Origin of the sequence: Rothia kristinae (genome assembly GCF_016028855.1) — a bacterium.
Classification (GTDB): Bacteria; Actinomycetota; Actinomycetes; order Actinomycetales; family Micrococcaceae; genus Rothia; species Rothia kristinae.
The window spans coordinates 1,120,507-1,147,446 of the sequence record NZ_CP065738.1; the positions used below are offsets into that span (position 1 = coordinate 1,120,507).

General features: G+C 72.2%; 21 protein-coding genes and 3 tRNA genes. 19 read left to right on the forward strand and 5 right to left on the reverse strand.

The features are described 5' to 3' along the window. The first annotated feature begins 133 nt into the window (after positions 1–133). A complete protein-coding gene (locus tag I6G21_RS05010; RefSeq protein ID WP_081046026.1) occupies positions 134–742 on the forward strand; it encodes a lytic transglycosylase domain-containing protein in 609 nt (202 codons plus the stop codon). A gap of 45 nt (positions 743–787) precedes the next feature. Here I6G21_RS05010 and I6G21_RS05015 read toward each other — a convergent pair whose 3' ends face one another. Next, positions 788–1,984: a cytochrome P450 gene (locus I6G21_RS05015; protein ID WP_058730448.1), complete on the reverse strand. Its 1,197-nt coding sequence runs from the start codon at positions 1,982–1,984 to the stop codon at positions 788–790. Positions 1,985–2,074: 90 nt separating this feature from the next. Here I6G21_RS05015 and I6G21_RS05020 point away from each other — a divergent pair, with 90 nt between their 5' ends. Next, positions 2,075–3,094 carry a sulfurtransferase gene (locus tag I6G21_RS05020; RefSeq protein WP_193554009.1) on the forward strand — a complete coding sequence of 340 codons (1,020 nt, stop codon included), beginning with the start codon at positions 2,075–2,077 and terminating at the stop codon, positions 3,092–3,094. 148 nt (positions 3,095–3,242) lie between these two features. Here I6G21_RS05020 and I6G21_RS05025 read toward each other — a convergent pair whose 3' ends face one another. After that, positions 3,243–6,161, reverse strand: a complete 2,919-nt coding sequence (locus I6G21_RS05025) for a multicopper oxidase domain-containing protein (RefSeq protein WP_129357974.1) — start codon at positions 6,159–6,161, stop codon at positions 3,243–3,245. A gap of 116 nt (positions 6,162–6,277) precedes the next feature. Here I6G21_RS05025 and I6G21_RS05030 point away from each other — a divergent pair, with 116 nt between their 5' ends. From I6G21_RS05030 to I6G21_RS05045, 4 genes are all read left to right on the forward strand, one after another. Continuing rightward, complete coding sequence (locus I6G21_RS05030; protein ID WP_129357973.1) at positions 6,278–6,820, forward strand: hypothetical protein; 543 nt, start codon at positions 6,278–6,280, stop codon at positions 6,818–6,820. Beyond that, positions 6,817–8,157: a glycosyltransferase 87 family protein gene (locus I6G21_RS05035; protein WP_100463754.1), complete on the forward strand. Its 1,341-nt coding sequence runs from the start codon at positions 6,817–6,819 to the stop codon at positions 8,155–8,157. Before I6G21_RS05030 ends, I6G21_RS05035 begins: the two co-directional genes overlap by 4 nt. After that, positions 8,154–9,488: a glycosyltransferase 87 family protein gene (locus tag I6G21_RS05040; RefSeq protein WP_100463756.1), complete on the forward strand. Its 1,335-nt coding sequence runs from the start codon at positions 8,154–8,156 to the stop codon at positions 9,486–9,488. Before I6G21_RS05035 ends, I6G21_RS05040 begins: the two co-directional genes overlap by 4 nt. A gap of 153 nt (positions 9,489–9,641) precedes the next feature. Continuing rightward, complete coding sequence (locus I6G21_RS05045) at positions 9,642–10,583, forward strand: hypothetical protein (protein WP_058730443.1); 942 nt, start codon at positions 9,642–9,644, stop codon at positions 10,581–10,583. Positions 10,584–10,661: 78 nt separating this feature from the next. Here I6G21_RS05045 and I6G21_RS05050 read toward each other — a convergent pair whose 3' ends face one another. Together I6G21_RS05050 and I6G21_RS05055 are read right to left on the reverse strand one after the other, a co-directional pair. Further along, positions 10,662–11,459, reverse strand: coding sequence for a LamB/YcsF family protein (locus I6G21_RS05050; protein WP_129357989.1), 798 nt, complete (start codon positions 11,457–11,459; stop codon positions 10,662–10,664). Beyond that, positions 11,456–13,441, reverse strand: coding sequence for a M13 family metallopeptidase (locus I6G21_RS05055; protein WP_129357972.1), 1,986 nt, complete (start codon positions 13,439–13,441; stop codon positions 11,456–11,458). Before I6G21_RS05055 ends, I6G21_RS05050 begins: the two co-directional genes overlap by 4 nt. Before the next feature lie 231 nt (positions 13,442–13,672). Here I6G21_RS05055 and I6G21_RS05060 point away from each other — a divergent pair, with 231 nt between their 5' ends. The 6 genes from I6G21_RS05060 to I6G21_RS05085 all read left to right on the forward strand — a co-directional run bounded on the left by I6G21_RS05060 (position 13,673) and on the right by I6G21_RS05085 (position 17,607). Then, complete coding sequence (locus I6G21_RS05060) at positions 13,673–15,094, forward strand: FAD-dependent oxidoreductase (protein WP_061225566.1); 1,422 nt, start codon at positions 13,673–13,675, stop codon at positions 15,092–15,094. Between the two features lie 98 nt (positions 15,095–15,192). Beyond that, on the forward strand, positions 15,193–16,221 hold the full coding sequence (locus I6G21_RS05065; RefSeq protein ID WP_129357971.1) for a universal stress protein: 1,029 nt from the start codon (positions 15,193–15,195) through the stop codon (positions 16,219–16,221). 97 nt (positions 16,222–16,318) lie between these two features. Beyond that, positions 16,319–16,391 (forward strand) — tRNA-Glu (locus I6G21_RS05070). Positions 16,392–16,468: 77 nt separating this feature from the next. Then, a tRNA-Asp gene (locus I6G21_RS05075) sits at positions 16,469–16,542 on the forward strand. 75 nt (positions 16,543–16,617) lie between these two features. Further along, positions 16,618–16,690 (forward strand) — tRNA-Phe (locus tag I6G21_RS05080). A gap of 74 nt (positions 16,691–16,764) precedes the next feature. Further along, positions 16,765–17,607, forward strand: a complete 843-nt coding sequence (locus I6G21_RS05085) for a gamma-glutamyl-gamma-aminobutyrate hydrolase family protein (RefSeq protein WP_061225567.1) — start codon at positions 16,765–16,767, stop codon at positions 17,605–17,607. Between the two features lie 144 nt (positions 17,608–17,751). On the opposite strand, the gene I6G21_RS05090 is transcribed toward I6G21_RS05085, so the two are convergent. Beyond that, entirely contained in the window at positions 17,752–18,561 is an 810-nt protein-coding gene (locus tag I6G21_RS05090; protein ID WP_058730464.1) for an exodeoxyribonuclease III, read from the reverse strand. 278 nt (positions 18,562–18,839) lie between these two features. Between I6G21_RS05090 and I6G21_RS05095 the strand changes: the two genes are divergently transcribed. The 7 genes from I6G21_RS05095 to I6G21_RS05125 all read left to right on the forward strand — a co-directional run bounded on the left by I6G21_RS05095 (position 18,840) and on the right by I6G21_RS05125 (position 26,845). Further along, the gene (locus tag I6G21_RS05095) at positions 18,840–20,114 is read left to right on the forward strand and encodes a hypothetical protein (RefSeq protein ID WP_061225568.1); all 1,275 of its coding nucleotides are present in this window, start codon (positions 18,840–18,842) and stop codon (positions 20,112–20,114) included. 178 nt (positions 20,115–20,292) lie between these two features. Continuing rightward, on the forward strand, positions 20,293–21,954 hold the full coding sequence (gene pelF, locus I6G21_RS05100) for a GT4 family glycosyltransferase PelF (RefSeq protein WP_224799766.1): 1,662 nt from the start codon (positions 20,293–20,295) through the stop codon (positions 21,952–21,954). Between the two features lie 92 nt (positions 21,955–22,046). Next, positions 22,047–23,144, forward strand: a complete 1,098-nt coding sequence (locus I6G21_RS05105; RefSeq protein WP_058743426.1) for a putative glycoside hydrolase — start codon at positions 22,047–22,049, stop codon at positions 23,142–23,144. An 88-nt stretch (positions 23,145–23,232) separates the two neighbouring features. After that, positions 23,233–24,192, forward strand: coding sequence for an SDR family oxidoreductase (locus I6G21_RS05110; protein WP_197939466.1), 960 nt, complete (start codon positions 23,233–23,235; stop codon positions 24,190–24,192). Positions 24,193–24,252: 60 nt separating this feature from the next. Continuing rightward, positions 24,253–25,377, forward strand: coding sequence for a 3-hydroxyisobutyryl-CoA hydrolase (locus I6G21_RS05115; protein ID WP_129357969.1), 1,125 nt, complete (start codon positions 24,253–24,255; stop codon positions 25,375–25,377). 99 nt (positions 25,378–25,476) lie between these two features. Then, complete coding sequence (locus I6G21_RS05120) at positions 25,477–26,271, forward strand: enoyl-CoA hydratase (RefSeq protein ID WP_129357988.1); 795 nt, start codon at positions 25,477–25,479, stop codon at positions 26,269–26,271. Between the two features lie 337 nt (positions 26,272–26,608). Further along, entirely contained in the window at positions 26,609–26,845 is a 237-nt protein-coding gene (locus tag I6G21_RS05125) for a hypothetical protein (RefSeq protein ID WP_058731071.1), read from the forward strand. Positions 26,846–26,940 lie beyond the last annotated feature (95 nt).

Here is a 26,940-nt window from a genome sequence, read left to right on the forward strand (position 1 = left end):
CGCACAGTCCGAGCCTCCCAGCGGCGACGGCGCCCCCGGCGTCGCTACCCGGGGTGGGGTGCGCCCCCGCAGGAGCGGCGGCCCCGGCGTCGCCACCCGGACGACGACGGGGCGTCCCGTATGCTGGGGCGCGATGAGCGAATCACAGGAGAGGGCCCGCGGCGGGCGGGGACGGGGTGCCCTGCGTGCCGCCGTTCAGCACTGGCAGGTGCTCGCGGCTCTCGGGCTGCTCGTCGTCGGCGCGGTGGGTCTGGCCGTCACCGACTACGTGCCCGCGGATGAGACCTGCACCGCCGCGGACTCCCGCCCCATCCCGCAGGACCTCGTGACGGACCTGGAGGGCGCCTCCCGCGAATCCGGCTTCCCCGTGCGAGTGCTGGCCGCGCAGCTGGACGCCGAGTCCGGCTGGAATCCGGACGCCCACTCCCACGCCGGGGCCATGGGCATCGCCCAGTTCACCCAGGACACCTGGGACATCTGGGGCGGGGACGGGGACCCGATGGACGAGCACGACGCGATCGCCGCGCAGGGCCGGTACATGAAGTACCTGCGCACCGAGCTGGCGGACCTGGCCGGAGACGACGAGGACGCCCTCATCCGCTACGCCCTGGCCGGGTACAACGCCGGACCCAACGCCGTGAAGGACGCGAAGGGCGTGCCGAACTACCCGGAGACCCGCAGCTACGTGGACAAGATCATGCGGCTGCAGCAGGAGAAGTACGCCCGCACCTGCGACGGCTGAGGCGATGCCGACGCGCGGCGCGCCCTCGCCCGGCGCGGTCGGCGATCAGCGGCGGACGATGACGGGCACCGAGGAGAACCCGGCCACGGGATAGACCTCGTTGGCGGTGGGCCCGGCCTCTTCGATCGCGGTCGTGGCTGCGAGCAGCTCCTCCACGAGCAGCCGCAGCTCCAGCCGGGCCAGGGGTGCGCCGGGGCAGGCGTGGATTCCGGTTCCGTACACCAGGTTCGCGGACTGATCGCGGTCCGGTCGGTACTGCGCGGCGTCGGGGAAGGCGGCTTCGTCCCTGTTGGCGGAGGTCCAGTTCAGGGTGACCCGTGCCCCGGCGGGCAGGCGCCGGCCACCCACCTCCACGGGGCGGGTGGTCACGCGCCGATTGCTCACCAGCGGGTCCCGCAGCCGCATGATCTCCTCCACGGCCGCGGGGATCTGCGTAGGATCGCTGCGCAGCCGCTCCTGCTCGCGGGGGTGGGAGGCGAGGAACTGCACCAGCACCCCGGCGCAGGCCGCGATGGTGGACAGCTCGCCCACGGTCCAGTTGCGGATGAGGCTGATCAGCTCGGGTTCGGTCATCGGGCGGGCGCCGTCCGGCAGCTCGACGACGTCGCGCATCAGCTGGGCGGTGACGTCGCGCGGGCGGCCCTCGGCATCGAGCCCGGCGGAGCCCGTCCGGTCGGCGAGCATCCGGCGGATCGTGCCGTCGAACTCCAGGGCCACCCGACCGATCTCCGCGCGGTCCCGGCGCAGCGTGGCCTCCCGGTTGCGCTGAACCCACGCGCTCAGCGGCTCCCGATACTCCTCCTCCCACCCCATGAAGGCGGCGGTGATGCGCAGGGCGTACTGGCGGGCGAACTCCCCGGCCGCGTCCACGCGGTGTCCGGCGGGCAGCTCGGCGATGAGCTCGCGGATCACGGTGCGCAGCACGGGTTCGGCGGCGGCCATGCGCTCGGGGGTGAAGTAGGCGTCGTTGATGCGGCGGAAGGCCGTGTGCTCGGGTCCGTCCAACCCGTTGGGCACCGCGACGTGCCGATCGGAGACGCGGTTGCTGAAGGTCTGCGGGTCCAGGGCCGCAGCGGCGACGTCGGCATGACTGAGCAGGGTGTACCCCAGGTAGTCGTCGTGGGCCACAGGGCAGTGGGCTCGCAGCGCGTCGTAGGCGGCGATCTGATCCTGTTGCACCTCGGGGGAACGGGGGTCCCAGTCGGCGGGAACGGTGGTGTCTTCCGGTCTGCGGACTGTCATGGATCCTCCCTGATCACGGCTGCCCCTCCAATCTAGTACGAACAATGCGCATTATCGGCCGTCACTGGTCCCCCGCGTAGGATGAGGCCCATGACCCACGAGCTGCCCTGGATCGTCTCCGTCGCCGATCTCGCCTCCCTGCAGCGCGCGGCCGAGAACGCCGCCGCCGAGAACGCCCGGCACCGGGCCGCCGCCCGCGAGGCGGCCCGCGCCCTGGAGAACCCCGAGCAGCTGACCGCCGAGCGGCTGCAGGAGCTGGAGGCCCAGCTGGCCGCCGAGGACGAGCGCCTGCGCACCGCGCCCATCGAGGGGCGTCCCGTACGCGTGGCGGACGTGCGCTGGTACCTGGACGGGCGCTCCGGGGAGGAGGCCTACGAGGCCGGGCACATCCCCGGGGCCGTGTTCGTGGACCTCGACTTCATGCTCGCCGCCCCCGCCTCCCCCGAGGAGGGACGGCACCCGCTGCCGATGGAGGAGCGCTTCGCCGCCGCGATGGAGATCAGCGGCATCGCAGAGGACACCCTGGTCATCGCCTACGACGACGCCTCCGGCGCCTCCGCCTCCCGGCTGGTCTGGTTGCTGCGGGCCACCGGCCACCAGGCCGCGGTGCTCGACGGCGGCCTGCCCGCCTGGGTGGCCGCCCACGGCGAGGACGCCCTGGAGGCCGGGCCGGATGAGACCGAGCCGGAGGAGTCCGGGGCCTTCGCCGCCGCACCCTTCGAGGACTCCTGGCTGGCCGACATCGACGAGACCCAGGAGACGGCGTCCTCGGGCGGCGTCGTGCTGGATGCCCGCGCCCCGCAGCGCTACCGCGGCGAGGAGGAGCCGGTGGATCCCCGGGCCGGGCACATCCCGGGGGCGCGCAACCTGTTCCACCGTGACCTGATCGACGAGCACGGGCTGTTCCGCACCCCGGATCAGGTGCGGGCGCGGCTGACCGAGGCCGGGGTGGACCCCGAAGCACAGGAGACGCCGATCGTGTACTGCGGCTCCGGGGTGACCGCCACCCACGAGATCGTGGCCCTGGCCAGCGCGGGGGTGCGGGCGCGACTGTACCCGGGCTCCTGGTCCCAGTATTCGGCCACGGACCGCCCCGCCGCCACCGACTGACCCTTCCGCCCGAGCCCGGCCTCTCGCGACCCGGCGCATCCGTACCCATGTCCCGCTCGGTCTTCCGCGAGGCGGCGCATCGGTTCCCGGTTTTCGCGTTTCTGGGAACGGATGCGCCGGCTCGGTGGAGGGATGCGCCGCGGGAGCCTCACTCCACCCGGATCAGGCCGCGGGCGCCGCGCTCCATCTGCGCGAAGGAGTGGTTGACGAAGGTGTAGGTGCCGGGTTCCGTGAAGGTCAGCTCCACGAAGCCCCCCTGCGCGCTGGCCAGGTCCAGGGCCTGGGCCCGACCGCGGGTGCGCCCGAAGGCGTCGCGCTCCTCCAGCAGTCGGTACGCCCCCTCCTTGTACACGGTGGTGAACTGCCCGCCGACCACGTGGAAGCTCATCCCCAGGCTCGGCCCGGCGGCCAGGGTCCAGATCCGCACCCGCTGCCCGGTGCGCGCCTCCAAGGGCTCGGCGGCGTACTGGGTCGCGTGGCCGTTGAACATCGCGAGGGTCGGCACCCCGGTGGGCACTCGGGCCGGGTCCACCTCGGTGAGCTGCCGACCGGCGTCGTCCTTCCGGCCGGTGGTCTTCAGGTAGGTCTCGCTGTGCACCAGCAGGAACTCCCGATCCACCGTCGGCAGCTCGGGCGGGTCGACGACGACCGCCCCGAACATGCCCGCGGCGATGTGACTGGACATGGGCGCGGTGGAGCAGTGGTACAGCCAGATCCCGGCCCCGTGCGCGGTGAAGCGGTACTCCAGGGACTCCCCCGGGGCGATGGTGCGCATCGGCTGATCCGGGGCGATGTCCCCGGCATGGAAGTCCACCGAGTGGCCCATCGAGGCGCGGTTGACCAGGGTCACCTCGAAGGTGTCCCCGACCCGCCCGCGCAGGGTCGGTCCCATGAAATCCCCGTTGTACGTCCACGCGCGCAGCGCCACCCCGGGGGCCACCTCCAGGGTCTGCTCGGTGACGGTCAGGGTCACCCGGTGGATCACCCCGCCCGTCCCGTTCGGCTCCAGCCCGTCGACGGCGGCCGGGTCCAGCACCGCGGAGCGGGTGCGGTGATCCTTCCCCGGGGCGGCCTGCAGGTCCAGGGCCGGTTCGGTGCCCGCGCCCTGCCCGTCAGCGGACGAGTCCCCGCGCCCCGAGGACTCCTCGCCGGGGGAGGAGGCGCCGTCGGCGCGGATGCGCAGGGTCATGCCCATCTGCCGGTGCCCCACGATCGAGCACCATCCGTCCACATCCTGGGTGATCACCCCGGCGTCCACCGACGCGGAGGCCCCCGGGTCCAGCCGCCCGGAGGTGGCTCCGCCGTCCAGGACGAGGTCGTGCACCGTGGTCTCATCCGCGTTGGTGACCTCCAGGATGAGCCGGTCCCCGGCGGGCACGGTGATCTCGGCCGGCTCGAAGCGCATCGCGGCGGTGGCCTTCACCGCCACCCGGGTGGTGTGCCCCGTGCCGGCCGGCTCCCGACCCAGCCCGTGCAGCGCCCGCTGCAGACCCGAGGGGTCCAGGGCCAGGCCCGCGGCCACGCCCAGCGCGGTCAGGCCCGCCCCGGCGAGGATCTCCCGCCGCGGGTGCGCGGGCGCGACGCCGTGATCCCGCCGGGGGCTCGGCGGGGACCCCGCGGCGTGGCCGGACGCCTCGGAGGCCGGGTCCGTCCGGGCGGCAGGCCCGGAGCCCGGCCGCGCCCACGGGGCCGACCCCGCCGCGGACCCGGGCTCCGCTCCAGGCTCGGAATCGCCCGGACGCCCCCGATCGGCTGTGGCCGCCCGGGCGGCGATCATCGCCCGGCGGGCGGCCACCTGGGCGCGCACGGCGCGGATCATCAGGGGCAGGAAGGCCGCCAGGGCGAGGACTCCGAGGATCGAGGCGATGGCCCGCACCCAGGACCCGGTGAGCGCGGGCGGCAGGACGAACAGGATCAGGCACAGCTGCACCACGGTCACCCGCAGCCAGGACAGCCGGGTCAGCTCCCGGTTCCCGGCGCGCACCGCGGCGGGCCCTCCGCCCATGGTGGCCGGCAGCAGGTAGGTCATCGCCCCCAGCAGCACCTGCACCAGGAAGCCCGCGACGAACACCGGCGTCACCGGGGTCAGATCCAGACCCGCCCAGTCGGCGCGCAGCACGAGGATCCCGGTCCACACGGCACCCGCCAGCAGCCAGCAGATCCCGGCCAGCACGGACAGCCCGGCGTAGTCCCGCGGGGCACGGGTGCGGGCCACGCTCACCAGCCACCCCAGCAGCACCACAACACCCAGGGCGTAGGCGCCCAGGCCCGCGGCCGCCGTCGAGCGCCAGCCGACCGGGGCCGAGGTCGCGGCGCCCAGGACGCCGGCCAGCAGCAGCCCCAGCGCGAGACGCAGGCGCGGCAGGGAGCTCTGCGGCATCCGGGTGCGCAGGATCGTGGGCCACAGGGTCAGCAGGGTCCCGGTGACCGTGAGCCCGACGAAGCCCAGCACGTTCACCGCCTCGTGAGCCAGCTGGACCCGGGCGTGCCCGGCCGCGCTGAGATCGGCGACGCCGAGCACCGCCCCCAGCACCGCGCCCACCGGCAGCAGCCACGCCGCGGTGATGTACCACCGGACCGTGACCGCGAAGCGAGCCGGCAGGGCCGCGCGCAGCTGGCGCCCCAGGGAGGCGGCATGCCAGGCGACGGCCCCGCCCACCAGCACCGCCCCGCCGAGCACCGCCGGAACGTGCACGGCGGGGTACGGGGTGAGCATCATCCCCGCGATCAGGACGACGACGCCGAGGTTCAGCGTCCGGATCCGCCGCAGCTGGGCGGGGCGGGCGGAGTCCGGGAGACGGTGCTTGAGCAGGGCCTCGGCGAAGTGCTGGGACCAGATCAGGATGGAGTTGGCGATCAGCCCCAGGGCCACGAGGTGCACCAGGGTCCATCGGGCCTCGGGCAGCCACCGGTGGAAGAACACGGCGAACAGCAGCACGAGCATCCACACCGTGACCGGGCGGGAGGCTCGGCGGTGCCAGCTGGACCTGCCGCCGCCCGGGCGTCGTGCCTGCTGCTCGCCTCGCGTCCGGACCGTCACCGTCGTCGCGCCTCCCGGGGCCGTCATCGAATCATGCTTCTCCCATGCGAGTTTACCGGCCCGCGCGGTGGAGGCCGGGAGCGCAGACGCCGGGCAGGGAACCCCGGCCGGGAACCCGGGGCCAGCGGCTAGACTGGGCGCCCGTGAGATCCTTACCCGCCGTCGTCACCCTCGTCGCCGCCGCCATCCTGCAGGCGATGGGCATGTACCAGTACACCGGGGACACCATCGCCCTGTCCGGGCAGGTCTTCTTCCCGCTGCTGTTCGGGCTGATGGCGGTGTACTTGGCGTGGCGGACCAAGGACGCCCCGCGCTTCGGCGTCGTGCACGCGGTGCTGATGCTGCTGGGCTTCGCCGCCCTGGTGCTCACCGCGGTCGGGAGCATCATGCGGGTCTACTCCCTGTACCCGTCCCCCTACCTGTACTACGCGGCCTTCGCGGTGCTGGTCGCGGAGCTGTTCTTCCGCATCCTCGGGATGCCCAAGAAGGCCCGTGACCCGCAGGCCGCCCCGCGGCGCACCCGTCGCCGTCGCCGTCCCGCCGGTCAGGGCCCGACCAACCTGGTCGCCCGCCCCAAGGACCGCCCCCGGGAGGACCTCGAGGACGACGCCGACGCCATCGCCCCCGCCGATGAGGACGACGCCGCTTCCGGAGGAGCCGGCCGGTCCTCCCGTCTCGCCCGGTGAGCGATGACCGCCCGGGGATGAACCGGGCCCGTCCGGGATCCACCCCGGCCGACGCGGACTCCGCGGGTCACCGGGACCGGCCGGCTCGCCCACCCGCCCGCGGGGGAGCCCTCGTCCTGCTGCGCGCCGCGGTGTGGGCCTTCGTCGCGTGGATGCTGTGGAGCCAGTTCTCCTCGGCGGTGTTCGGAGGGTCCGGGGATCTGAAGGTCTACCGGGAGGCCGCGCGCATCGTCGTCGGGGACCCGGGGGCTGCGCCCTCCCTGTACGGCGGGCCCATCTCCACGACCGGAGATTCCTCCCTCCCCTTCACCTACCCGCCGTTCGCGGCCCTGGTCATGGCGCCGCTGGCGTGGATCAGCTGGTTCTCGGGCTCCGTGCTCGTGGCGCTGCTGACCTTCGCGGTCGCGGCGTGCCTGGCGTGGGTCCTGGTGGCGTCGGTCAACCGCCGCGGCGTCCTCCTGCCCGGGCAGGCGAGCCTGGGGACGGCCGCGATCGTCGGGCTCGTGTTCGCCCTGATCTGCGCGAGCTCTCCGTGGCAGGACAACTTCGGCTTCGGCCAGATCAACCCGCTGCTGCTGGCGCTGGTGCTCGCGGACTTCCTGCGTCCGGGCACCCGGGTGCCGCGGGGAGTGCTCGTGGGGATCGCCGGCGGGCTGAAGCTCACCCCGCTGGCCTTCGGCCTGATCCTGCTGATGCGTCGGGATCTCAGGGGCCTGGCGACCCTCGCGGCGAGCTTCGCCGGGACCGTCGCCGTGGGATTCCTGCTGCTGCCCGAGGAGTCCGCGCAGTTCTGGGCCGGGGCCCTGTGGGACTCCTCCCGGGTCGGCGGGCTCGGCGATCTGCGCAACATCTCCGTGGAGGGGTGGCTCACGCACCTGCACCTCGCGGGGCCGGCGCTGAGCCTGCTGCGCGTCCTGCTGGTGCTGGTGCTGCTGGTGGCGACGTCGGCCCTGCTGCCGCTGCTGCACCGGAGGGGTCTGGTGCTCTCCGAGGTCTCCGTGACGGCGTTCCTGATGCTGCAGATCTCCCCGATCTCCTGGATCCACCACTTCGTGTGGCTGCCGGTGGCCGTGTTCGCGTGGGCGTGGGAGGTGCGCCCCAGCCTGTGGGGCGGGGTCTCCCGGGGCGCGCGGATCTGGCTGGACGCGGCCGCGTGGGTGGCCGGCGTCGGCTTCTTCATCGGTCCGCTGCTGCTGGGGCCGTGGGTCGCCGGGATGTTCGGCTGGGGCACCGGGGGAGCGGCGAGCACCCTGCCCGCCGCGGTCCTGTACGCGCTGGTGGTGGTCACCGCGGTGCATGCGGTGCGCGGCGAGCGGCACGGTACCCTGGCAGGGTGAGTTCCCCCGCCGCCTCGTCGAGTCCCCAGCCTTCCCGCCGAGACCGCGATGCCGCGGTTCCCGGGCCCTCGCGCGCCTGGCAGATCGGGGCGTGGGTCGTCGTCGTCGCGGTGGTGGGTGCGCAGCTGACGTACTCGATGCTGGTGGGCGGGCTGGACTTCTCCGTGTACCGCACGGGCGCTGCGACGATCTTCGGCAGCGACGGCGTGCGCGCGGACCTGTACGACCGGGATCTGGTGCCCCTGGGTGGGGGCTTCCTGCCGTTCACCTATCCGCCGTTCGCGGCGCTGATCCTGCTGCCCTTCGCCTTCATCCCGATGTGGCTGGGTCAGGCGATCATGCTGGCGTTCTCGGTGGCGGTGGCGTGGTGGTTCGCGGCCATCGTGTACGACTACGTCAACCACCGCGGCCGGCGGATCCCCTTCCAGGACAAGCTGGGCCGCACGACGACGATCGCCGTGCTCACCGCGGTCATCCTGCTCTCGGGGCCGTGGCGGCGCGGCATCGGGCTGGTGCAGATCAATCCGCTGATCATGCTGCTGGTGCTGGGGGATCTGCTGCGACCGGCCACCCGCCTGCCGCGCGGGTTCTTCATCGGGATCGCCGGGGGCATCAAGCTCACCCCGCTGGTCTTCGGGCTCATTCCGCTGATGCGCAAGGACGTGAAGGGCGTGCTGACCCTCGGGGCGTCCTTCCTGGGCACGATCGCCCTGGGCTTCCTCCTGCTGCCGCACCAGGCGGTGCAGTTCTGGACCTCGGCGGTCTCGGATCCCACCCGGGTGGGCAACATCAACTACCCGGACAACATCTCGGTGCAGGGCTGGCTGATGCACCTGACCCTGGAGGGGTACCACGCGCAGATGCCGACGGCGCTGCTGTCGGGGCTGCACTGGCTGCTGATCGCGGTGCTGCTGGTGGGCACGGCCGCGGTGATCCCGGTGCTGGATCGGCGGGGGATGCGGCTGTCGGTGATCGGCCTGACGGCGTTCCTGATGCTGGAGATGTCCCCGATCTCCTGGTCCCACCACAACACGTGGCTGCCGCTGATCGTGGCGGCCTTCCTGGTGGACGCGCTGCCGTGGGCCTTCCGCGAGCGGGACTGGCGCCGCACCGCCGCGCAGGTGCTGGCGTGGGCGGCCTTCGTCGGCCTGTACTACTCGCCGCTGTGGCTGGCGGCCACGGTGGCCGGAACCACCGAGAACCTGGACTACGTCTCCCGTCCTGCCCAGATCGCGGCGGGCCTGCCGATGCTCGCCCACTACCTGCTGGTCCTGCTGTGGATCACCCAGATCTGGCGCCACCGCCACGACCCCCTGCCCGCCGGGAAATGATCTCCGGGATCTGTGGAGCGGTTGGCGGGTTGTGGAGCGGTGTAGCCACTCCCTAAGTTGCCAACCACTCCACAGACGGGAGTTGGCCGGGGGTTATCCACAGATTTCCGACGTCGGCTCCCCGCGTCCTGTTCCCGGGGGGACAGTGGTCCCATGGACAGGAAGCGCCTCATCACCGCCGATGACCTGCACCTCGTCTCCCGGATGCGCCGCGAGGGAGAATCCGAACACCCGCTGCGCCGCGGGGACTGGGTGAAGGTCTGGCGCGGCTGCTATCTGGACCGCGAGCACTGGGTACGGCTCACCCCGGAGCGCCGGGCCCTGGCCAGGCATCTCGCCTACGCCAGCGTGAGCACCGGGCCGATCACCTTCTCCAGGACCTCAGCGGCCCTGGCCTGGGGGCTGCACCTGTCTCCTGTGCCCGAGGAGATCCACATCTGCGGCGATCCCCGCCCGAACCCGTCGTCGCCGCTGGTCAAGGGGCATCTGCTGCGCGGACTCTCCGAGGATCGGCAGATCACCGATCTGGGGCTGCCGGTGACCTCTCTGCAGACCACGGCCGTGGAGTGCGCGCGCAGTCTGGACGCGCTTCCCGCCCTGGTGATCTTGGATCAGATCCTGGCCCGCGGGGTGCAGAGGGCCGCCATCGAGCGGGAACTCACCCACTCCCCGGGGAGGCATGGGAACCGCCGTGGACTGGCTGTCCTGGGACGGGCCGACGGGCTGGCCGGGTCCGTGGCGGAGACCATCGCTCGGTTCCGCATCGCGGAGGCGGGCATGCCGCTGCCGCAGCTGCAGGTCAGGGTGAACACCGCCAGCGGGAGGTTCTTCCTGGACATGGCCTGGCCGGAGCTGATGCTCGCCCTGGAGATCGACGGTTCCCTCAAGTACACCGACTACGGCCCGGCTCCGGAGGTCATCGTGAAGGAGAGATCCAGGGAGAAGGCCATCCAGAACCTCGGATGGTTCATCCTGCGGGCCGGGTGGCCTCAGCTGCACAGCGGCTGGCCGCAGTTCCGACGGATCCTCGGGGAGGCTATCCTGGTCCGCCAGCTGGAGCGCGGCCTGCCGCCGTGGACCGCTCCGAGCAGGTGATCGGTGATCTGCGGAGTGGTTGGCGGGTTATGGAGCGGCTACATCACTCCACAACCCGCCAACCACTCCACAAACGGGTTATTGAGCCGTGAAGGGGGCGATCTCCACCCCGGCCTCCTGGAGGGCGCCCCGCACCGCCCGGGCGATCCCGACGGCGTCGGGGGTGTCCCCGTGCACGCACACGGACTCCGCGCCCAGCCGCACCTGGGTGCCGTCCACGGCCTGGACCACGCCCTCGGACACCATCCGGAGCACGCGGGCAGCGATCTGCTCCGGGTCGTGCAGCACCGCGCCCGCCTCCCGGCGCGGCACCAGGGAGCCGTCCGGCAGGTAGCCCCGATCCGCGAAGGCCTCGCGCACCGGGCGCAGCCCCGCGGCTTGAGCCTCCTCCTCGATCACCGATCCCGGCAGCACCAGGATCGCCGCGCCCGGCAGGGCCGTCGCCACCCCCTCGGCCACCGCGGCGGCCTGCCCCCGCTCCCGGGCGATGACGTTGTACAGCGCCCCGTGCGGCTTCACATAGGAGACCTGCGCGCCCTCCGCCCGGGCGATCGCCTGCAGCGCCCCGATCTGCCAGATCACCGCATCCACCAGCTCGTGATGGGCCATCTCCAGGCGGCGTCGGCCGAAGCCCTGCAGATCCGGGTAGGCCACGTGCGCCCCGATCGCGGTTCCGTGCTCGACGGCGGCCCGGCAGGTCGCCCGCGCCACCGACGGGTCCCCGGCGTGGAAGCCGCAGGCCACGTTCAGCGAGGAGGCCAGCCCGGCCATCGCCGCGTCGTCGCCCATGGTCCAGGAGCCGAAGGACTCCCCGGAATCCGAGTTCAGATCGATCCGCGGCGCGGCCCCCGGCCCCCGGTCTCCGACGCCGGTCACCAGATGCTCACCCGCTCCTGCGGATCCAGCCAAAGCTCATCCTCCGGCCCCACCTCGAAGGCGTCGTAGAAGGCGTCGATGTTGCGCACGATCCCGTTGCACCGGAACTCCGCGGGGGAGTGCGGGTCCATCGAGAGGTACATCCGCAGGGTCTGCGGGCGGGCCTTGGAGCGCCACACCCGCGCGTAGGCGACGAACAGCCGCTGCAGCGCGGTCTGCCCGTCCACCACCGGCGCGGAGTCGAAGTCCAGCCTCTGCTCGGCCAGGGCCCGGCGGTAGGCCTTCAGCGCGATGCCCAGCCCGCCCAGGTCGCCGATGTTCTCCCCGAGGGTCAGCTCCCCGTTGACGGCGTCCCGCTCCGGGTCCAGCCCCTCCGGGACGTACCCGCTGTACTGGCGCACCAGCTCGCCGGTGCGCTTGTCGAACTCCGCCCGGTCCTGCGCGGTCCACCAGTCGTTGAGGTTGCCGTCGCCGTCGTACTTGGAGCCCTGATCGTCGAAGCCGTGCCCGATCTCGTGGCCGATCACCGCACCGATCGCCCCGAAGTTCACGGCGTCGTCGGCGTCCATGTCGAAGAACGGGGGACGCAGGATCGCGGCGGGGAACGCGATCTCGTTCATCAGCGGGTGGTAGTAGGCGTTGACCGTCTGCGGGGTCATCGCCCACTCGTCGCGGTTGATCGGCTGACCCAGCTTGCCCAGCTCGTACTCGTGCTCGAAGCGCGAGCCGCGCCGCACGTTCTCCAGCAGATCATCATCCATGCTCAGCCCGGAGTAGTCCCGCCAGGAATCCGGGTAGCCGATCTTGGGGGTGAACTTGTCCAGCTTGTCCAGGGCGCGCTCGCGGGTGGCCTCGGTCATCCAGTCCAGCGAGGAGATGGACTCGCGGTAGGCCTCGATCAGGTGCTGGACCAGCTGGAGCATCCGCTGCTTGTGCTCCGGCGGGAAGTGCCGGGCCACGTACTCCTGCCCCACCTCCTCGCCCAGCAGGGCCTCCACCAGGCCGACGCCGCGCTTCCAGCGGTCCCGGATCTGCTCGGTGCCGGTGAGGGTCTTGGAGTAGAACTCGAAGTTCTCCTGCACGATCTGCGTCCCGAGGAAGGGGGCGCGGGCGTGGATCAGGCGCCACACGGCCCACAGCCGCCAGTCCTCCAGGTCCTCCGAGACCCACAGCCGGGCCAGGCCCTCGAGGGCGGAGGGCTGGCCCACGATGACCTTCGCGAAGCCTTCGGGGGTGCCCCCGATGCCCTCGATCCACCGGGTCCAGGGGAAGCCGGGGAAGGCCTGATCCAGCTGGTCGAAGGAGTGCGGGTTGTAGCGCTTGTTGGCGTCGCGCAGGGTCACCTGGTCCCAGTGGTGGGAGGCGATCTTCTCCTCGAGGGCGTACACCCGGGCGGCGGCGTCGGCCGGGGTGGTGCCGAAGCGCTCGGCGGTCCCGGTCAGCGCGAACATCCGCTCCAGGTGCGCCCGGTAGGCCTCCCGGATCTGGGCGTGCTTGTCCTCGAAGAAGTAGTCCCGGTCCGGCAGGCCGATCCCGGACTGGGTGAGGTTCGGGACGTAGCGGGTGGCGTCCTTGGCGTCGTTGGCCACGTACAGGCCCACGGGCCCGCCGACGCCGGAGGCCTCCAGCGCGGCCAGGGCCAGCACCAGCCCGTCCCGGTCCTCGGCCTGTTCCAGCAGCGCCAGGTCCGGTTCCAGCGGGTCTGTGCCGGCGGCTTCGATGCTCTGCTCGTCCATGAAGGAGTTGTACAGCCGCCCGATGCGCGAATCCGGGTCGCGCCGGCCGATCTCGGTGATGATGTCCCGGACCTGCTCCTCGGCGAGGTCGCGCAGGTGGTGGAAGGCGCCGTCGATGCCGCGGTCGGCGGGGATCTCATGGGCGGCGATCCAGGGGCCGTTGACGTGGCGGTAGAAGTCATCGCCCGGGCGGATCGAGGGGTCGAAGGTCAGCTCGGGGGCTGTGGTGTCGGTGCTCTGCGTCATACGCACCAAGGTAATGTGTGCGCTCGCACCCTCGCACCCGGGTTCACCCACCGCGTGGCGCACCCCGGCGACGGTGTCGCCCCGATCGCGCATGTGACGCCGCCTGACGCCGGGTTGAGCGGGTCTGTTCGGGTGAGGCGAGCCTGACTAGACTGGCGAGGCGATGCCCACGGGGCCGCGCTCCAGCCGGGAGTCCGCGCCCCTCGCGGTCGACCGAAAGGAAACAACGCTTTGTCTCAAGACCAGCGCCCCCTGCGCGTGGCCGTCATCGGGGCCGGCCCCGCCGGGATCTACGCCGCGGACCTGCTGTCCCGCTCCGAGGCCGTCGCCGAGGGGCAGGTGCGCGTCAGCATCGACATCTTCGACCGCTACCCCGCCCCCTTCGGCCTGATCCGCTACGGCGTGGCCCCGGATCACCCCCGCATCAAGGGCATCGTGAACTCCCTGCACAAGATCATGGAGAATCCGGACATCCGGTTCTTCGGCAACGTCGAGTACGGCACGGACCTGACCCTGGCGCAGCTGCGCGAGCACTACGACGCCGTCATCTTCGCCACCGGCGCCTTCTACGACGCATCCCTGCACATCCCCGGCATCGAGCTGGACGGCTCCTACGGCGCGGCGGACTTCGTCGCCTGGTACGACGGGCATCCGGATGTGCCGCGTGAGTGGCCGCTGCGGGCGAAGGAGATCGCGGTGCTGGGCAACGGCAACGTGGCCCTGGATGTGGCGCGGGTGCTGTCCAAGCACGCCGAGGACCTGCTGACCACCGAGATCCCCGAAAACGTCTACGCCGGGCTGAAGGATTCCCCGGTCACCGATGTGCACGTCTTCGGCCGCCGTGGGCCGGCCCAGATGAAGTTCACCCCGCTGGAGCTGCGGGAGCTGGCCAAGTCCCGGGACGTGGACATCGTGCTGCACGAGGAGGACCTCCAGTACGACGAGGCCTCGCAGGCCGCGATCGAGTCCAACAACCAGATCAAGGCCCTGATCAAGACCATCGACAAGTGGAAGGCCGAGCAGGCCGAGCGCACCGAGCACGCCTCCCGGCGCCTGCACCTGCACTTCCTGCAGTCCCCGGCGGAGATCGTAGGGGATGAGGACGGGAAGGTCGCCGCGATCCGCATGGAGCGCAACGAGCTGGACGGCGCCGGCGGCATCCGGCCCACCGGCGAGATCCTGGAGTACCCGGTGCAGGCCGTGTACCGGGCCATCGGCTACTTCGGCTCCGAGCTGCCGGAGATCGGCTTCGACCGCACCCGCGGGGTCATCACCAACGTGGAGGGCCGGGTGGTGGACGAGACCGAGACGCCGGTGCCGGGGCTGTACGCGACGGGCTGGATCAAGCGCGGGCCCGTGGGGCTGATCGGCTCCACCAAGTCCGATGCCCTGGAGACCATCACGCACCTGCTCGAGGACCGCGCCTTCACCGCCGCGCACCCGGAGCCGGAGGCCGTGCCGGCCCTGCTGGACCGGGGCGGCGTCGAGTTCACCACGTGGGAGGGCTGGCACGCCCTGGACGCGCACGAGAAGGCGCTGGGTGCGGCCGCTCAGGATGCCGCCGGGAACCCGCGCCAGCGGGTGAAGGTCGTGGAGCGGGAGCAGATGGTGGACATCTCCCGCTCCGGGGCCTCGGCGGACGCCCGGGACTGAGGGCTTCCGCCGCGTCATCTCGGGCTGGCAGGGCCCCAGCCGGCCTAGACTGGAGGCATCGAGAACCCTCGTCTTCGCAGTCGCAAGGAGAGATGGAGATGACCGAGAACAACGGCGTTCGGCAGGATGGCGGCAGCTTCGGGCGGGAGGCGGTGGCTCAGCGCGCCAGCTCCCCCTCGGCCGAGGAGCTGCGCGGGGAGATCGTCGTCGGCATCGACGGCTCCGAGCAGAGCTTCGGCGCGCTGACCTGGGCGGTCGCGGAGGCCGAGCGCCGTGCGGCGGCGGTGCGCCTGGTCACCGCGTACTCCCTGCCGGTGTTCACCGGCTCCGGCTTCGACGCCGGATACTCCGTGGTGGATGAGAAGGCCCTGGAGGACGGGGTCGCCCAGATCCTCGACGAGGCCCGCTCGCGGGTGGGGGAGACGACGGTGCCGCTGCGGGCCACGGTGGAGACCGGAGACGCCTCGACGATCCTCGTGGACTTCTCCGAGCACGCCGAGCTGGTGGTGGTCGGCTCCCGCACGGCCCGCGGCTTCATGGGCCGCCTGCTGGGCACCGTGTCCACCTCCCTGCCGGCCCGGGCGCACTGCCCCGTCGTCGTCGTGCCGCTGCCGTGGGCTCAGCAGGCCGGCAAGGATCCGCAGGTGCTGGCCCCGAGCCAGCGCGTGGTGGTCGGCTCGGACGGATCGGATCAGGCGCGCATCGCGATCCTCGAGGCCGCGGAGCAGGCTCAGCGCTATGGCGTCGGGCTGACCCTGGTCAACGCGCTGGCCCCGTACACGGGGGCGCTGAGCTGGGTGCCGGCGGCCGTGGACTTCGAGGCGATCTACCGCGAGGTCGCGGATCTGCAGGAGAAGGCCAAGGCGTGGATCCACGAGTACTACCCGGATCTGACGGTGGATGCCGAGCTGATCGACGGCTCTCCGGTGGAGGTGCTGCTGGAGGCCGGGCAGAAGGCGGATCTGACCGTGGTGGGCACCCGGGGTCGCGGCGGGCTGCGCGGGATCATCCTCGGCTCGGTGTCCCAGGGGGTGTTGCACAGCTCGGATCGGCCCGTGATGATCGTCCCGGATCGGGAGGACCCGCGGCTGGAGCAGGCCCCGGAGGCCTCCGTGGTCTGGGGCTGAGCTCAGCACCCGGCGGGGGCGGTGCGTGATTGGCGCGGTGCGCCCCGCCCCCGTATGCTGGTGTGTGCTTCGGCGCGGGTGGACCGCGCCGGTCCGGGCCCCCATCGTCTAGCGGCCTAGGACACCGCCCTTTCACGGCGGCGGCACGGGTTCGAATCCCGTTGGGGGTACTGCAGATCACACGAGAGTGGATTTGCCCGGCGAGAGGGGTTCCGGTAGGCTCTTCTCTCGTTGGAAAAAACAACGAGGCCCTGTAGCGCAGTTGGTTAGCGCGCCGCCCTGTCACGGCGGAGGTCGCGGGTTCAAGTCCCGTCAGGGTCGCTCAGGCGGCGTATTCCTCCCGGTCACACCGGGGGTGAGGCGCCGTCGCGGCATATCCGGTACAGGATGTGCCGAGGCTCTGTAGCTCAGTTGGTAGAGCGTACGACTGAAAATCGTAAGGTCACCGGATCGACGCCGGTCGGAGCCACCGAAGACCGCCCCGTAGGCTTCTATGCGGGGCGGTCTTCTCGCATCTCTGAGGGGTCTCTGGAGGGACGCAGTATGAGCGAGGGGACCGGGCGCCGGCCCGTCATCGGGATCATCACCAACCTGGAGGCCGTCGCCCACTACCAGTTCCCGGGCTACCCGCGGATCACCGTCAACGAGGACTACCCCCGCTCCGTCGCGGCGTCCGGCGGGGCGCCCTTCCTCATGGCGCCCTCCCCGGATCTGTCCGTGCTCCCGGCTCAGCTGGACGCCCTGGACGGGTTGATCCTGGCGGGCGGGGTGGACGTCGACCCGCAGCGCTACGGCCAGGATCCGCTGATCGGCTGCGGCCCGGTGGACCCGGTGCGCGACGCCTACGAGCTGGAGGCCCTGCGCTTGGCGGGAGACTCCGGGCTGCCGGTGTTCGCGATCTGCCGCGGCATGCAGCTGGTCAACGTGTTCTTCGGCGGAACCCTCGTCCAGGACCTGCGCTACGCCGGCACGACCCAGCAGCACAGCTCCACCGGCAACCCCGCCCTGGGGGTGCACGCGATCGACGTCGAGCCGGGCACGTTCCTGGCCGAGGCCCTGGCCGAGGCGCGCACCCAGGATCCGGGAGCCGCCGGAATGCGCCGCGTGGGGCAGCCTGGGACGGGCACCGACGGTGAGGCTGGAGACGACGGCGAGCACCCGGCGTCGGCCCTGGTCAACTCGTACCACCACCAGGTCATCGACCGGCTCGGGGAGGGTCTGCGGGTGTGCGCCCGCGCCCGGGACGGGGTGATCGAGGCGCTGGACTGCCCCGGGGATCGGATGGATCTGACCGCGGTGGAGTGGCACCCGGAGATGATGTCCCGCGAGGACGCGCTGGCCCAGGCCCTGTTCACCCGCTTCATCCGCCGCACCACCCCCAGCTGACCCCGCCCCGCCTCCCGGCTCCGATCCGAGGGTTTGGGAGGGGTTTCGGTGTGCGGGATCCCCGAGGACGCTCCCGAACACCGAAACCCCTCCCCAACGGCTCCTCCGGGGGAGGGAGAGGGAGGCGAGGCCGGGGCGGCGCCGTCAGTCCCGGTAGTCCACGACGACGGGCAGGTGGTCGCTGGCGCCCTTGCCCTTGCGCTCCTCGCGGTCGTAGAAGGCGCCGGTGACGCGCTCGGCCAGGGCGGGGGAGCACAGCTGGAAGTCGATGCGCATGCCCTCGTTCTTCGGGAAGCGCAGCTGGGTGTAGTCCCAGTACGTGTAGTCCTTCTCGCCCTGGGTGTAGGGGCGGGCGACGTCGCTCAGGCCGGCCTCGTCCAGGAACGCGGCGAAGGCCTCCCGCTCCGGGGCGCTGACGTGGGTCATCCCGTTGCGGCGGAAGAAGTCGATGTCCCACACATCCCCGTCCTCCGGGGCCACGTTCCAGTCCCCCACCAGCGCCAGCGGCAGCCGCGGGTCCTCCGTCAGCCACCCGCGCACGTCCTCGCGCAGCACCTTCAGCCACTCCAGCTTGTACGCCATGTGCGGGTCATCCAGACCGCGCCCGTTGGGCACGTACAGGCTCCAGATCCGCACGCCGCCGCAGGTCGCGCCGATCGCACGGGCCTCCTGCACCGGCTCCTGCCCGGGCTTGCCGAAGGCCGGCTGCCCGGGAAAGGTGCGCTGCACGTCCTCAAGACCCACCCGGGAGGCGATGGCCACCCCGTTCCACTGGCTCAGCCCGAAGTGCGCGACGTCGTAGCCCAGCCGCTCGAAGACCGCGAAGGGGAAGGACTCGTCCTTGGCCTTGGTCTCCTGGATCGCCAGCACATCCGCATCGGAGCGGTCCAGCCAGGCCTCCACGCGGTCGGTGCGGGCGCGGATCGAGTTCACATTCCAGGTGGCGATTCTCATGCGCACCACCGTACCCACAACAGCTCCGCCCGGCCGCCCGACGACGGCCCCGGCGCCGCCGCGGAGCTCGCTCGCGGGCGGTCGGGCGGCCCGCGGCTCGAAGGTGAGCTCCGGCATGAACCGGTGCCGGGTCCCCGCCCCCGGTGTAGGGTGACGGACAAGCGGCCGGGGGGCCGCTTCTCATCGTCGGAGTCGGCGTCCGCCGCTCTCCGGCGCCGCGACCCGCGGGTGAGACCGCGGAAGAGCTATGGGGGTAGCTTGTGTCATCGGGCATCACTGTGCCATCTCGTCATCAGCAGGGAGATCCGCCCTCCCGGTCCACCGAGCCGGCGCCCGCCTCGCGGGCCCGCACCGGGCTGCAGCTGCTGCTCTACCTCTCGCCGGTCATCCTGCTGAGCACCATCTTCCCGCTCGTCTCGCCGCGTCTGGCCGCGGCGCAGCTGGGCGGGCAGCAGCTGAGCACTGTGGTGCTGGCCAGCAGCCTCACCGTCCCCTGGCTGAGCCAGATCGGCTGCCTGCCGATCTACCGGAGCCTGGGTGACCTCATCGAGGCGAAGGACCGCGCGGCCGTCACCGGGCGCTTCGCCCAGCACTGGGCGCGCACCTTCGCGCTGAGTCTGCCCGTGGTCGCGATCTTCACCGCGCTGGCGGGGCTGCTGCTGCGGTGGAGCCCGACGGCGCTGCTGGCCTACGCGGCGCTGATCTGCCTGCATCTGGTCTTCGTCCAGTCCCTCGTCCCGGGCAATGTGCTGCAGCGCAAGGGCGTGTGGGCCGCGGCGTGGCTGGCCTACGCTCTGGCCCTGCTGGCGATGCCCACCGTGTGGTGGCTGCCCCCGGTGCTGGGCACCGTGACGCAGCTGGTCTTCCTGCGCGCCGCCCTGCCGCAGGTGCGGGCGCTGCGCTCCCCGGGGGCGCTTCCGGCGCTGCGGGATATGGTCCGCGGCGCGCTGCTGGGCTCGGTCCTGTGGGCGGACAAGCTGATCCTGTTCCTGGTGGTCGGCCCCCGGATGGACGTGGTCGCGGTGTTCCTCGCCCTGCTGCCGGCGATCCTCGCGTACAACTGCTACTTCCAGCTCTACGCCCCGGGGGTGGACCGCGCCGTCGGACGCCTGCGCACGGCCATCCACGGGGAGCCGTATGCCGCGATGACCCGTCGCTCCGCCCAGCTGTCCGGAGCCGTGGAGTCCGCGGTGCGCCGCACCCTGGCGATCGGGGCGGTGGGGGCCATCCCGACGGCGCTCGTGCTGGGGGCGGCGCTGCCCGGGTCCTTCCCGTGGGGACTGAGCGTGCTGGCGGCGTCCTGGCTGTTCATGACCGTGACGCTGCTGACCTACCAGCTGGATTACATCGGGCGGCGCGTCGGCGCCCAGGTGCTCTGTGCGGTGCATCTGGCGGCCTGCTGCCTGGCCCTGGCGCTGCTGGGACCGGCCGGGGCGTATCCGGTGCTGATCGGGGTGGACGCCGTCCTGGCGGTGGCCGCCTACGTCGGCTACCGGCGGGTATGGTCCGTGCCGGAGTACACGCTGTTCTGGCGCCAGGCCCTCGCCTGGTGAGCCCGCCCCGCGCACCGGGAGGGGAGCCGGAGCGCGGCGGGGGTCACCTGCCGGCGTTTCCGAGGAACGCGCGATCCACGGCGCCGGGACGCGGCGCCACCGGCGGCCCGCTGGGGGCCGCACATCAATCATCGTCTGGGGGACGGATATGCAGACTGGAACACCGAGGCAGCCGCGCGTGCACACGTCGAGCGAGGACTGCGAGGATGTGGACGTCGCCATCATCATGGAATCGACCTACCCCTTCCTGAAGGGCGGGGTCTCGGCGGTGGTGCATGACATCGTCACCATGAATCCGGACATCTCCTACGGGATCATCCACATCGCCTGGGACTCCGCCGCCCCGAGCGAGGACCTGTACGGGATGCCGGAGAACGTGCGGTGGGTGCGGCTGATCCACCTGTCCATGGAGGAGCATGCGCAGGACTTCAAAGCCGCGGGAGCGCGCGCCGTCGGGATGGACCGGGGGCAGCGTCGGCGGGTCTCCGGCTGGTTCTTCGACGGGATCCGGACGCTGGCGCGCACGGGGGACCCGGAGCCGCTGTGGCGGCTCTACGACGCCGGATTCAACCCGCGCACCCGCACCATGGAGGCCTGGCGGGTGCTGGGCACGCAGGAGTTCATGACGGCGGTGCGCGAGCGGCTGTCCGGGCTGGGTCTGTCCCTGTCCGAGACGTTCTGGCTGGTGCGGGACTTCATGTCCATCCTCTATGCGCTGCTGGCCGAGACGATGCCGCGGGCTCGGGTATACCACGCGCACACCACCGGGTACGCGTCGCTGGTCGCGGCGGCCGCGGCCCGGGACCACGACGCCGCGTTCCTGCTCACCGAGCACAACCTCTACGTGCGCGACACCGTCAACACCCTCCTGGGCCGGAACATGGCCCTGCCGGTGCGCACCGGGGACTACCGGGACTTCGAGGCGGTCACGCCCGTGCAGCGGGCGTGGATGGCCTGGTGGATCGAGATGGGCCGGTTCTGCTATCCGAGCACGGATCGCATCACCTACCTGTACCCCAAGGCGCTGGAGGAGGCGCGGGGACTGGATGCTCCGGTGGATGACCCCGGGCGGGTGAGCATCCTGCCCAACGGGACGGTGCTCTCCGAGTTCAACGAGCAGTACGCCCTGCGCCTGGAGGAGACGCAGCGGATCGCTGCCCTGACCCCGGAGGGGGCCGCCCGACGCACCTGGAAGCTGGTGTTCATCGCCCGCGTGGTGCCCATCAAGGGGCTCGCGGACCTGCTGGATGCCCTGCACCTGCTGATCTCCCGCGGGGTGGAGGACTTCACCCTGGATGTGCTGGGGCCCACGGATCACGTGCCGGAGTACTACGAGCTGTGCCGGCAGAAGATCGAGGAGCTGCACCTGGAGCGGTGGGTGAGCTTCCGCGGCACCGTGGACGTGCGGGCGCAGCTGGGCCGTTACGACCTGCTGCTGATGCCCTCCTACAACGAAGGCCAGCCTGTGGTGGCGCTGGAGGCGATGAGCGCGGGCATCCCCGTGATCGGCTCCGACGTCGGCGGGATGTCCCAGCTGATCGACGACGAGCTGACCCACCCGGACGGTCGCACCTGGCAGGGGTGCGGGGTGCTCACCCGGCCCGGGGACGCGCCGATGCTGGCCGATGCGGTGGCCGGGGTGATCTCGGATCCGGCGCGGTACGCCCGTCTCGCGGCCAGCGCCCGGGGACGCGTGGAGGGATTCTTCCAGCTGTCGGACGTCATGGCCCGGTACAACGACCTCTATCGGGAGCTGGGCGGGTTCCCGTCCGTGGAGCAGCGGGTCCTCTCCGGTGAGCTCAGCGGCCAGCGGGCCCGCCGGGCCCTGGAGATCCGGTGAACCCGGGGAGGGGGGAGGCGAGGGGCGCGCCCGCCGGCCACCCGGGGCAGTTCCCTCCGGCCTTCCCTCCGGGGCGGTTCCGCCCCGACGCGGTGGATCCCGGGCCTGGGCCCGGCTCCCGAGCGGCGTGGGTCCGCTACGGCGGCCCGATCCCCCGGGAGCAGCTGGAGGCCGCCGTCGGACGCTACGCGGTGGCGATCCTGCAGCCCTGGGAGACGGGGGCCGCCGCGTACCTGCGGGAGCGCAGCCCGGGGACCCTGCTGCTGAGCTACAAATGCCTGTCCTCGGTTCGCGATTACGAACCGGGCCCGGTCTTCAGCTCCGGGGTCTCCCGCCGGGAGGCCGAAGCCGAGCGGGAGGGCGCGTGGTTCGCCCGTCGGCGGGATGGCTCGCGCATCCAGTGGAACGGCTACGGCGGGCACTGGCAGATGCGGGTCTGGGACCCGTCCTATCGCCGCCGGTGGGTGCGCAACGTGGTCGAGGAGATGCGCGGCTCCCCCTTCCACGGCGTCATGGCGGACAACGACGTGTTCGATGACTACTACGGTCTGGGCCTGCCCCTGCGCGATGTGGAGACGATGGCGCAGATCCGGGCCGGGGTGCAGACCCTGGTGGAGGAGGCGGGGGCCGCGCTCAACGGGATCGGACGGCTGCTGGTGCCCAACATCGCCGAGTCGCGGCGGGAGGAGGGGCGGTGGGAGCGGCACAGCGCCTACGGCGGGGGCTTCGAGGAGGTGTGGCTGGGGTGGTCCCCGGAGGACTTCTTCGACCCGCCCACGGTGCAGGCGCAGATCCCGCCGCTGCGCGGGGACCGGCTGTGCATCGCCCGGGTGCCGGCCGCCGGGCGGGAGGATGCCGCGCGGCTGCGCTACGCCGTCGCCGCACTGTGGGTCTTCGGCGGGGGCGGGCGCACGGCCGTGACCGCGACCGCCCATGACGACTACTCCGGTGCGCCGTTCCTGCCGGAGCAGCACTGGGAGCTGGGGGCCGCGGTGGGGCGCGGGCATCGGCGCGATGCCGTGTGGTCCCGCCGCTTCGAACAGGGCTGGGCCGCCGTGAACTTCCGGGCGGGGGCTCGGCGGGCCAGGGTCCGGGTCCCCGCCGGGCTGGTGGATGCCGCGGGGGAGCCGGCCCCGCGGCGCGTGACCCTGCACCCGCAGGAGGGGGCGATCTTCCGCCGTCCCCGGTAGGGTGGCTGTGATGGGCGGCACGCCGTGGGCGGGCTCGCCTGCCGCCCCGGCAGCGCCGTCGGGGCGAGCCGCTGGAAGGAGCCCCACCGTGACCGAATCCGCCGCCGCACCCTCAGCCCGCGCTGCTGACGCGCTTGGCCCGCCCTCGCCCTACCGGGCGGACCTGCTGGCCGGGCAGCGCATCCTGCTCACCGGCGGCGGCACCGGCCTGGGCCGCGGTGTGGCCGAGCAGCTGGCCGCACACGGCGCGCACGTGCAGATCTGGGGCCGCCGGGAGCCCGTGCTGGCCGACGCCGCCCAGCAGATCGCGCAGGAGATCGCGGACCGGCCGCACCCCGGCGTCGTGACCTTCCAGTCCGTGGACGTGCGCGACGCCGAGGCCGTGGAGGCCGCGGTGCAGCGGATCTGGGAGGAGCACGGCCCGCTGACGGGGGCGATCAACAACGCCGCCGGCAACTTCATCTCCCCCACGGAGAAGCTCTCCCCGCGCGGCTTCGCGGCCATCACGGATACGGTGATGAAGGGCTCCTACCACGTGACCCACGCCGTCGGGCGCCGGTGGATCGAGCAGGGGCTGCCCGGGGCCGTCCTGTCCACCCTGGTCTCCTGGGTGCACACCGGGTCGGCCTTCGTGGTGCCCAGCGCGATGGCGAAGTCCGCGGTGCTCGCGATGACCAGGTCCCTGGCGGTGGAGTGGGCCCGGCACGGGATCCGCCTGAACGCCGTCTCCCCGGGGGCCATCCCCACCGAGTACACCTCCGTGGTGCTGGGCTCGGGGCGGCGGGTGCGCGGGGACATGACGGATCTGGACGCCGTGCCGGCCGGGCGCGCGGGCACCGTGGCGGAGCTGGCGAATCTGGTGATCTTCCTGCTGTCCGACGCCTGCGAGTACCTGACGGGGCAGAACATCGTCATGGACGGGGCGCAGATGCTCGCCGGGCCCTCCACCTTCTCCCCGCTGACGGCCCTGTCCGGGGCCGACTGGGCGGAGATCGCCGCGCAGGGCAAGGCCGCGGCCGCCGCGTCCAGACGCCAGCGCGAGGGCTGAGCGGCCGCGCCTCGAACCATCCACCACCGCACAGAGCATCGGGAAGGGAAACCGCAGTCGATGAGCACCACCGCACCGCAGAGCGCACCGGAGACCGAGCCCACCGTCCTCGTCGAGACGCGGGGGCATCTGGGCGTCATCACCCTGAACCGCCCCCGGGCCGTCAACGCGATGGACACGGAGATGATCCGCCGCACCGACGCCGCCCTGGACGCCTTCGAACGGGATGACGCGGTGCGCGCGGTGCTGCTGCGCGGAGCGGGGGAGCGCGGATTGTGCGCGGGCGGGGACATCCGGGCCCTGCACCGGGCGTGCACCGAGGACCCGGAGCAGGGTTTCGCGTTCTTCCGCGCCGAATACGCCTTGGATCTGCGCATCGCCGAGCACCCCCAGCCGGTGGTGGCGTTCATGAGCGGGCTGGTGCTCGGCGGCGGCGTCGGGGTATCCGTGCCCGCGCAGGTGCGGGTGGTCACCGAGACCACACGGATCGGGATGCCGGAGACCGGAATCGGCTTCTCCCCGGACGTGGCCGGCAGCTGGCATCTGGGCCAGGCGCCGGGGCGCACGGGGGAGCTGTTCGCCCTGACCGGGCGGCACGGGGACGCCGCGGACGCCCTGTACCTCGGGCTGGCCGATGCGTACGTGCCGGAGGAGAGGCTGGCGGAGCTGGCCCGCGCCCTGGAGTCGGTGGCGGATCCGGAGCGGGTGGCCGACGTCGTCGAGGGCTTCGCCGTCGAGCCGCCGGTCTCCGGGCTGGAGGAGGCCCGGGTGTGGGTGGACGAGGTCTTCGCCGGGGAGACCGTGGAGCAGATCCGGGACGGGCTGATCCGCCGGGTGGAGCAGGTGCCGGAGGATGAGCTGGCGGCCCAGGCGCTCGCGGCGATCCGCCGCAACAGCCCCACCGGGATGAAGACGGCCCTGGAGGCGCTGCGCCGGGCCCGGGAGATGAGCATCGCGGCGACCCTGGACCAGGATTTCCGCACCAGCGGGCACGCGATCCTGGGCCACGACATGGCCGAGGGCATCCGCGCCCAGGTGGTGGACAAGGACAGGAACCCCCGGTGGGAGCCGGCCACCCTGGAGGAGGCCACCCGCGAGGCGGTGCTGGGGTTCTTCGCCCCGGTGCCGGGCCAGGCGGACCTGGGGCTGGAGGAGGCCCCGGAGGAGCCGGCCGAGGGAGCCTGAGGGTCGGTGAGGCGGGCTCGGTGAGGCGGGCCCGGTGAGCCGCCGGGTCACAGCGGCGCCGCGACGGAGGATGAACCGGAGATGAGCGAGGAGCTGGAGATGAGCGGGAAACGGGAGCAGACGGCGGAGCCGGTGGTGCTGACCGAGGTGCGCGACGGCGTCGGGCTGCTGCGGCTGAACCGGCCGAAGGCGCTGAACGCGCTGAACGCAGAAGTGATGGACGCGGTGGTGGAGTCCGCCGAGGCGTGGGAGGCGGACCCGCAGGTGCGGGTGATCGTGCTGACCGGGTCGGAGAAGGCCTTCGCCGCCGGGGCGGACATCAAGGAGATGGCGGGCAGGAGCTACCCCGAGATGCTGGCCGCGGACTGGTTCTCCCGGTGGCGGCGCTTCGCCGGGGTGCGTCTGCCGGTGGTGGCCGCGGTGAACGGCTACGCCCTGGGCGGCGGGTGCGAGCTGGCGATGATGTGCGACGTCCTGGTGGCCGGGGAAGGCGCGCGGTTCGGGCAGCCGGAGATCACCCTGGGCGTGATCCCGGGGATGGGCGGCTCCCAGCGGCTGACCCGCGCGGTGGGCAAGGCCAAGGCCATGGACATGGTGCTGACCGGCCGGATGATGGACGCGGCGGAGGCGGAGCGGGCCGGTCTGGTCTCCCGCCTGGTGCCCGACGACGCCGTCCTGGACACCGCCCTCGAGGTGGCTCGCACGATCGCGGCCCAGTCCCGCCCGGCGACGATGATCGCCAAGGAAGCGGTGGCCGCGGCCTTCGAGATGCCCCTGGAACAGGGCCTGCTCTTCGAGCGCCGGGCCTTCCACGCGCTGTTCTCCACCCGGGACCAGAAGGAGGGCATGGCCGCCTTCGCCGAGAAGCGCAAGCCCCGCTTCGAGGACCGGTGACCGGGGCGGGGGTGGTCCGGATAGGACGGGCCGGTCCGGGCCGCCCGTCCGCCGACGCCGACCCGGCGCATTCGTTCCCTCTTGCGGCCACCACTTCGCTGACCCGGCGTTTTCGTTCCCGGATTCCGCGTTTTCGGGAACGGATGCGCCGCCTCGCGGAAGGGGCTGGGAACGGATGCGCCGGGTCGCGGAGGGCGGCGGCGTCGGTACGGGGGGCATCGGGGTGACCGTGCGGTTTCGACGGGTGGCGCGGGGTGCCGCATAGGTGAACGTCATCCGGAACACACCGGTTGCTAGTGTGGGAGCCTAGCCCCCCGATGAATCGAGGAGAGCCAAGATGTCCGCAGAATCCCGCCGTCACCACAGCGACGAAGGCCACCGGCCACCGCAGGAGACCCCGCGCGAGAACGCCGGGCACAACGCCTACGACTTCCTGGACGGGTCCAGCGGCAGCGAGTTCATGACCGGGCCCAACGTGCAGCGTCGGGAGTCCGAAGGCCGCGGGGCGCTGTTCGGCACGATCGCGGTGCTGGTGCTCGCGGTCGTCGTCGTACTGGTGCTCATCCTCCGCTGATCCCGCCCCCGAGCGTCGAGTCATCACTTTCGACCGAAAAACCGCGGATTTCCGGTCGAAAGTGATGACTCGCGGAGCCTGCCTCGACGAAAGTG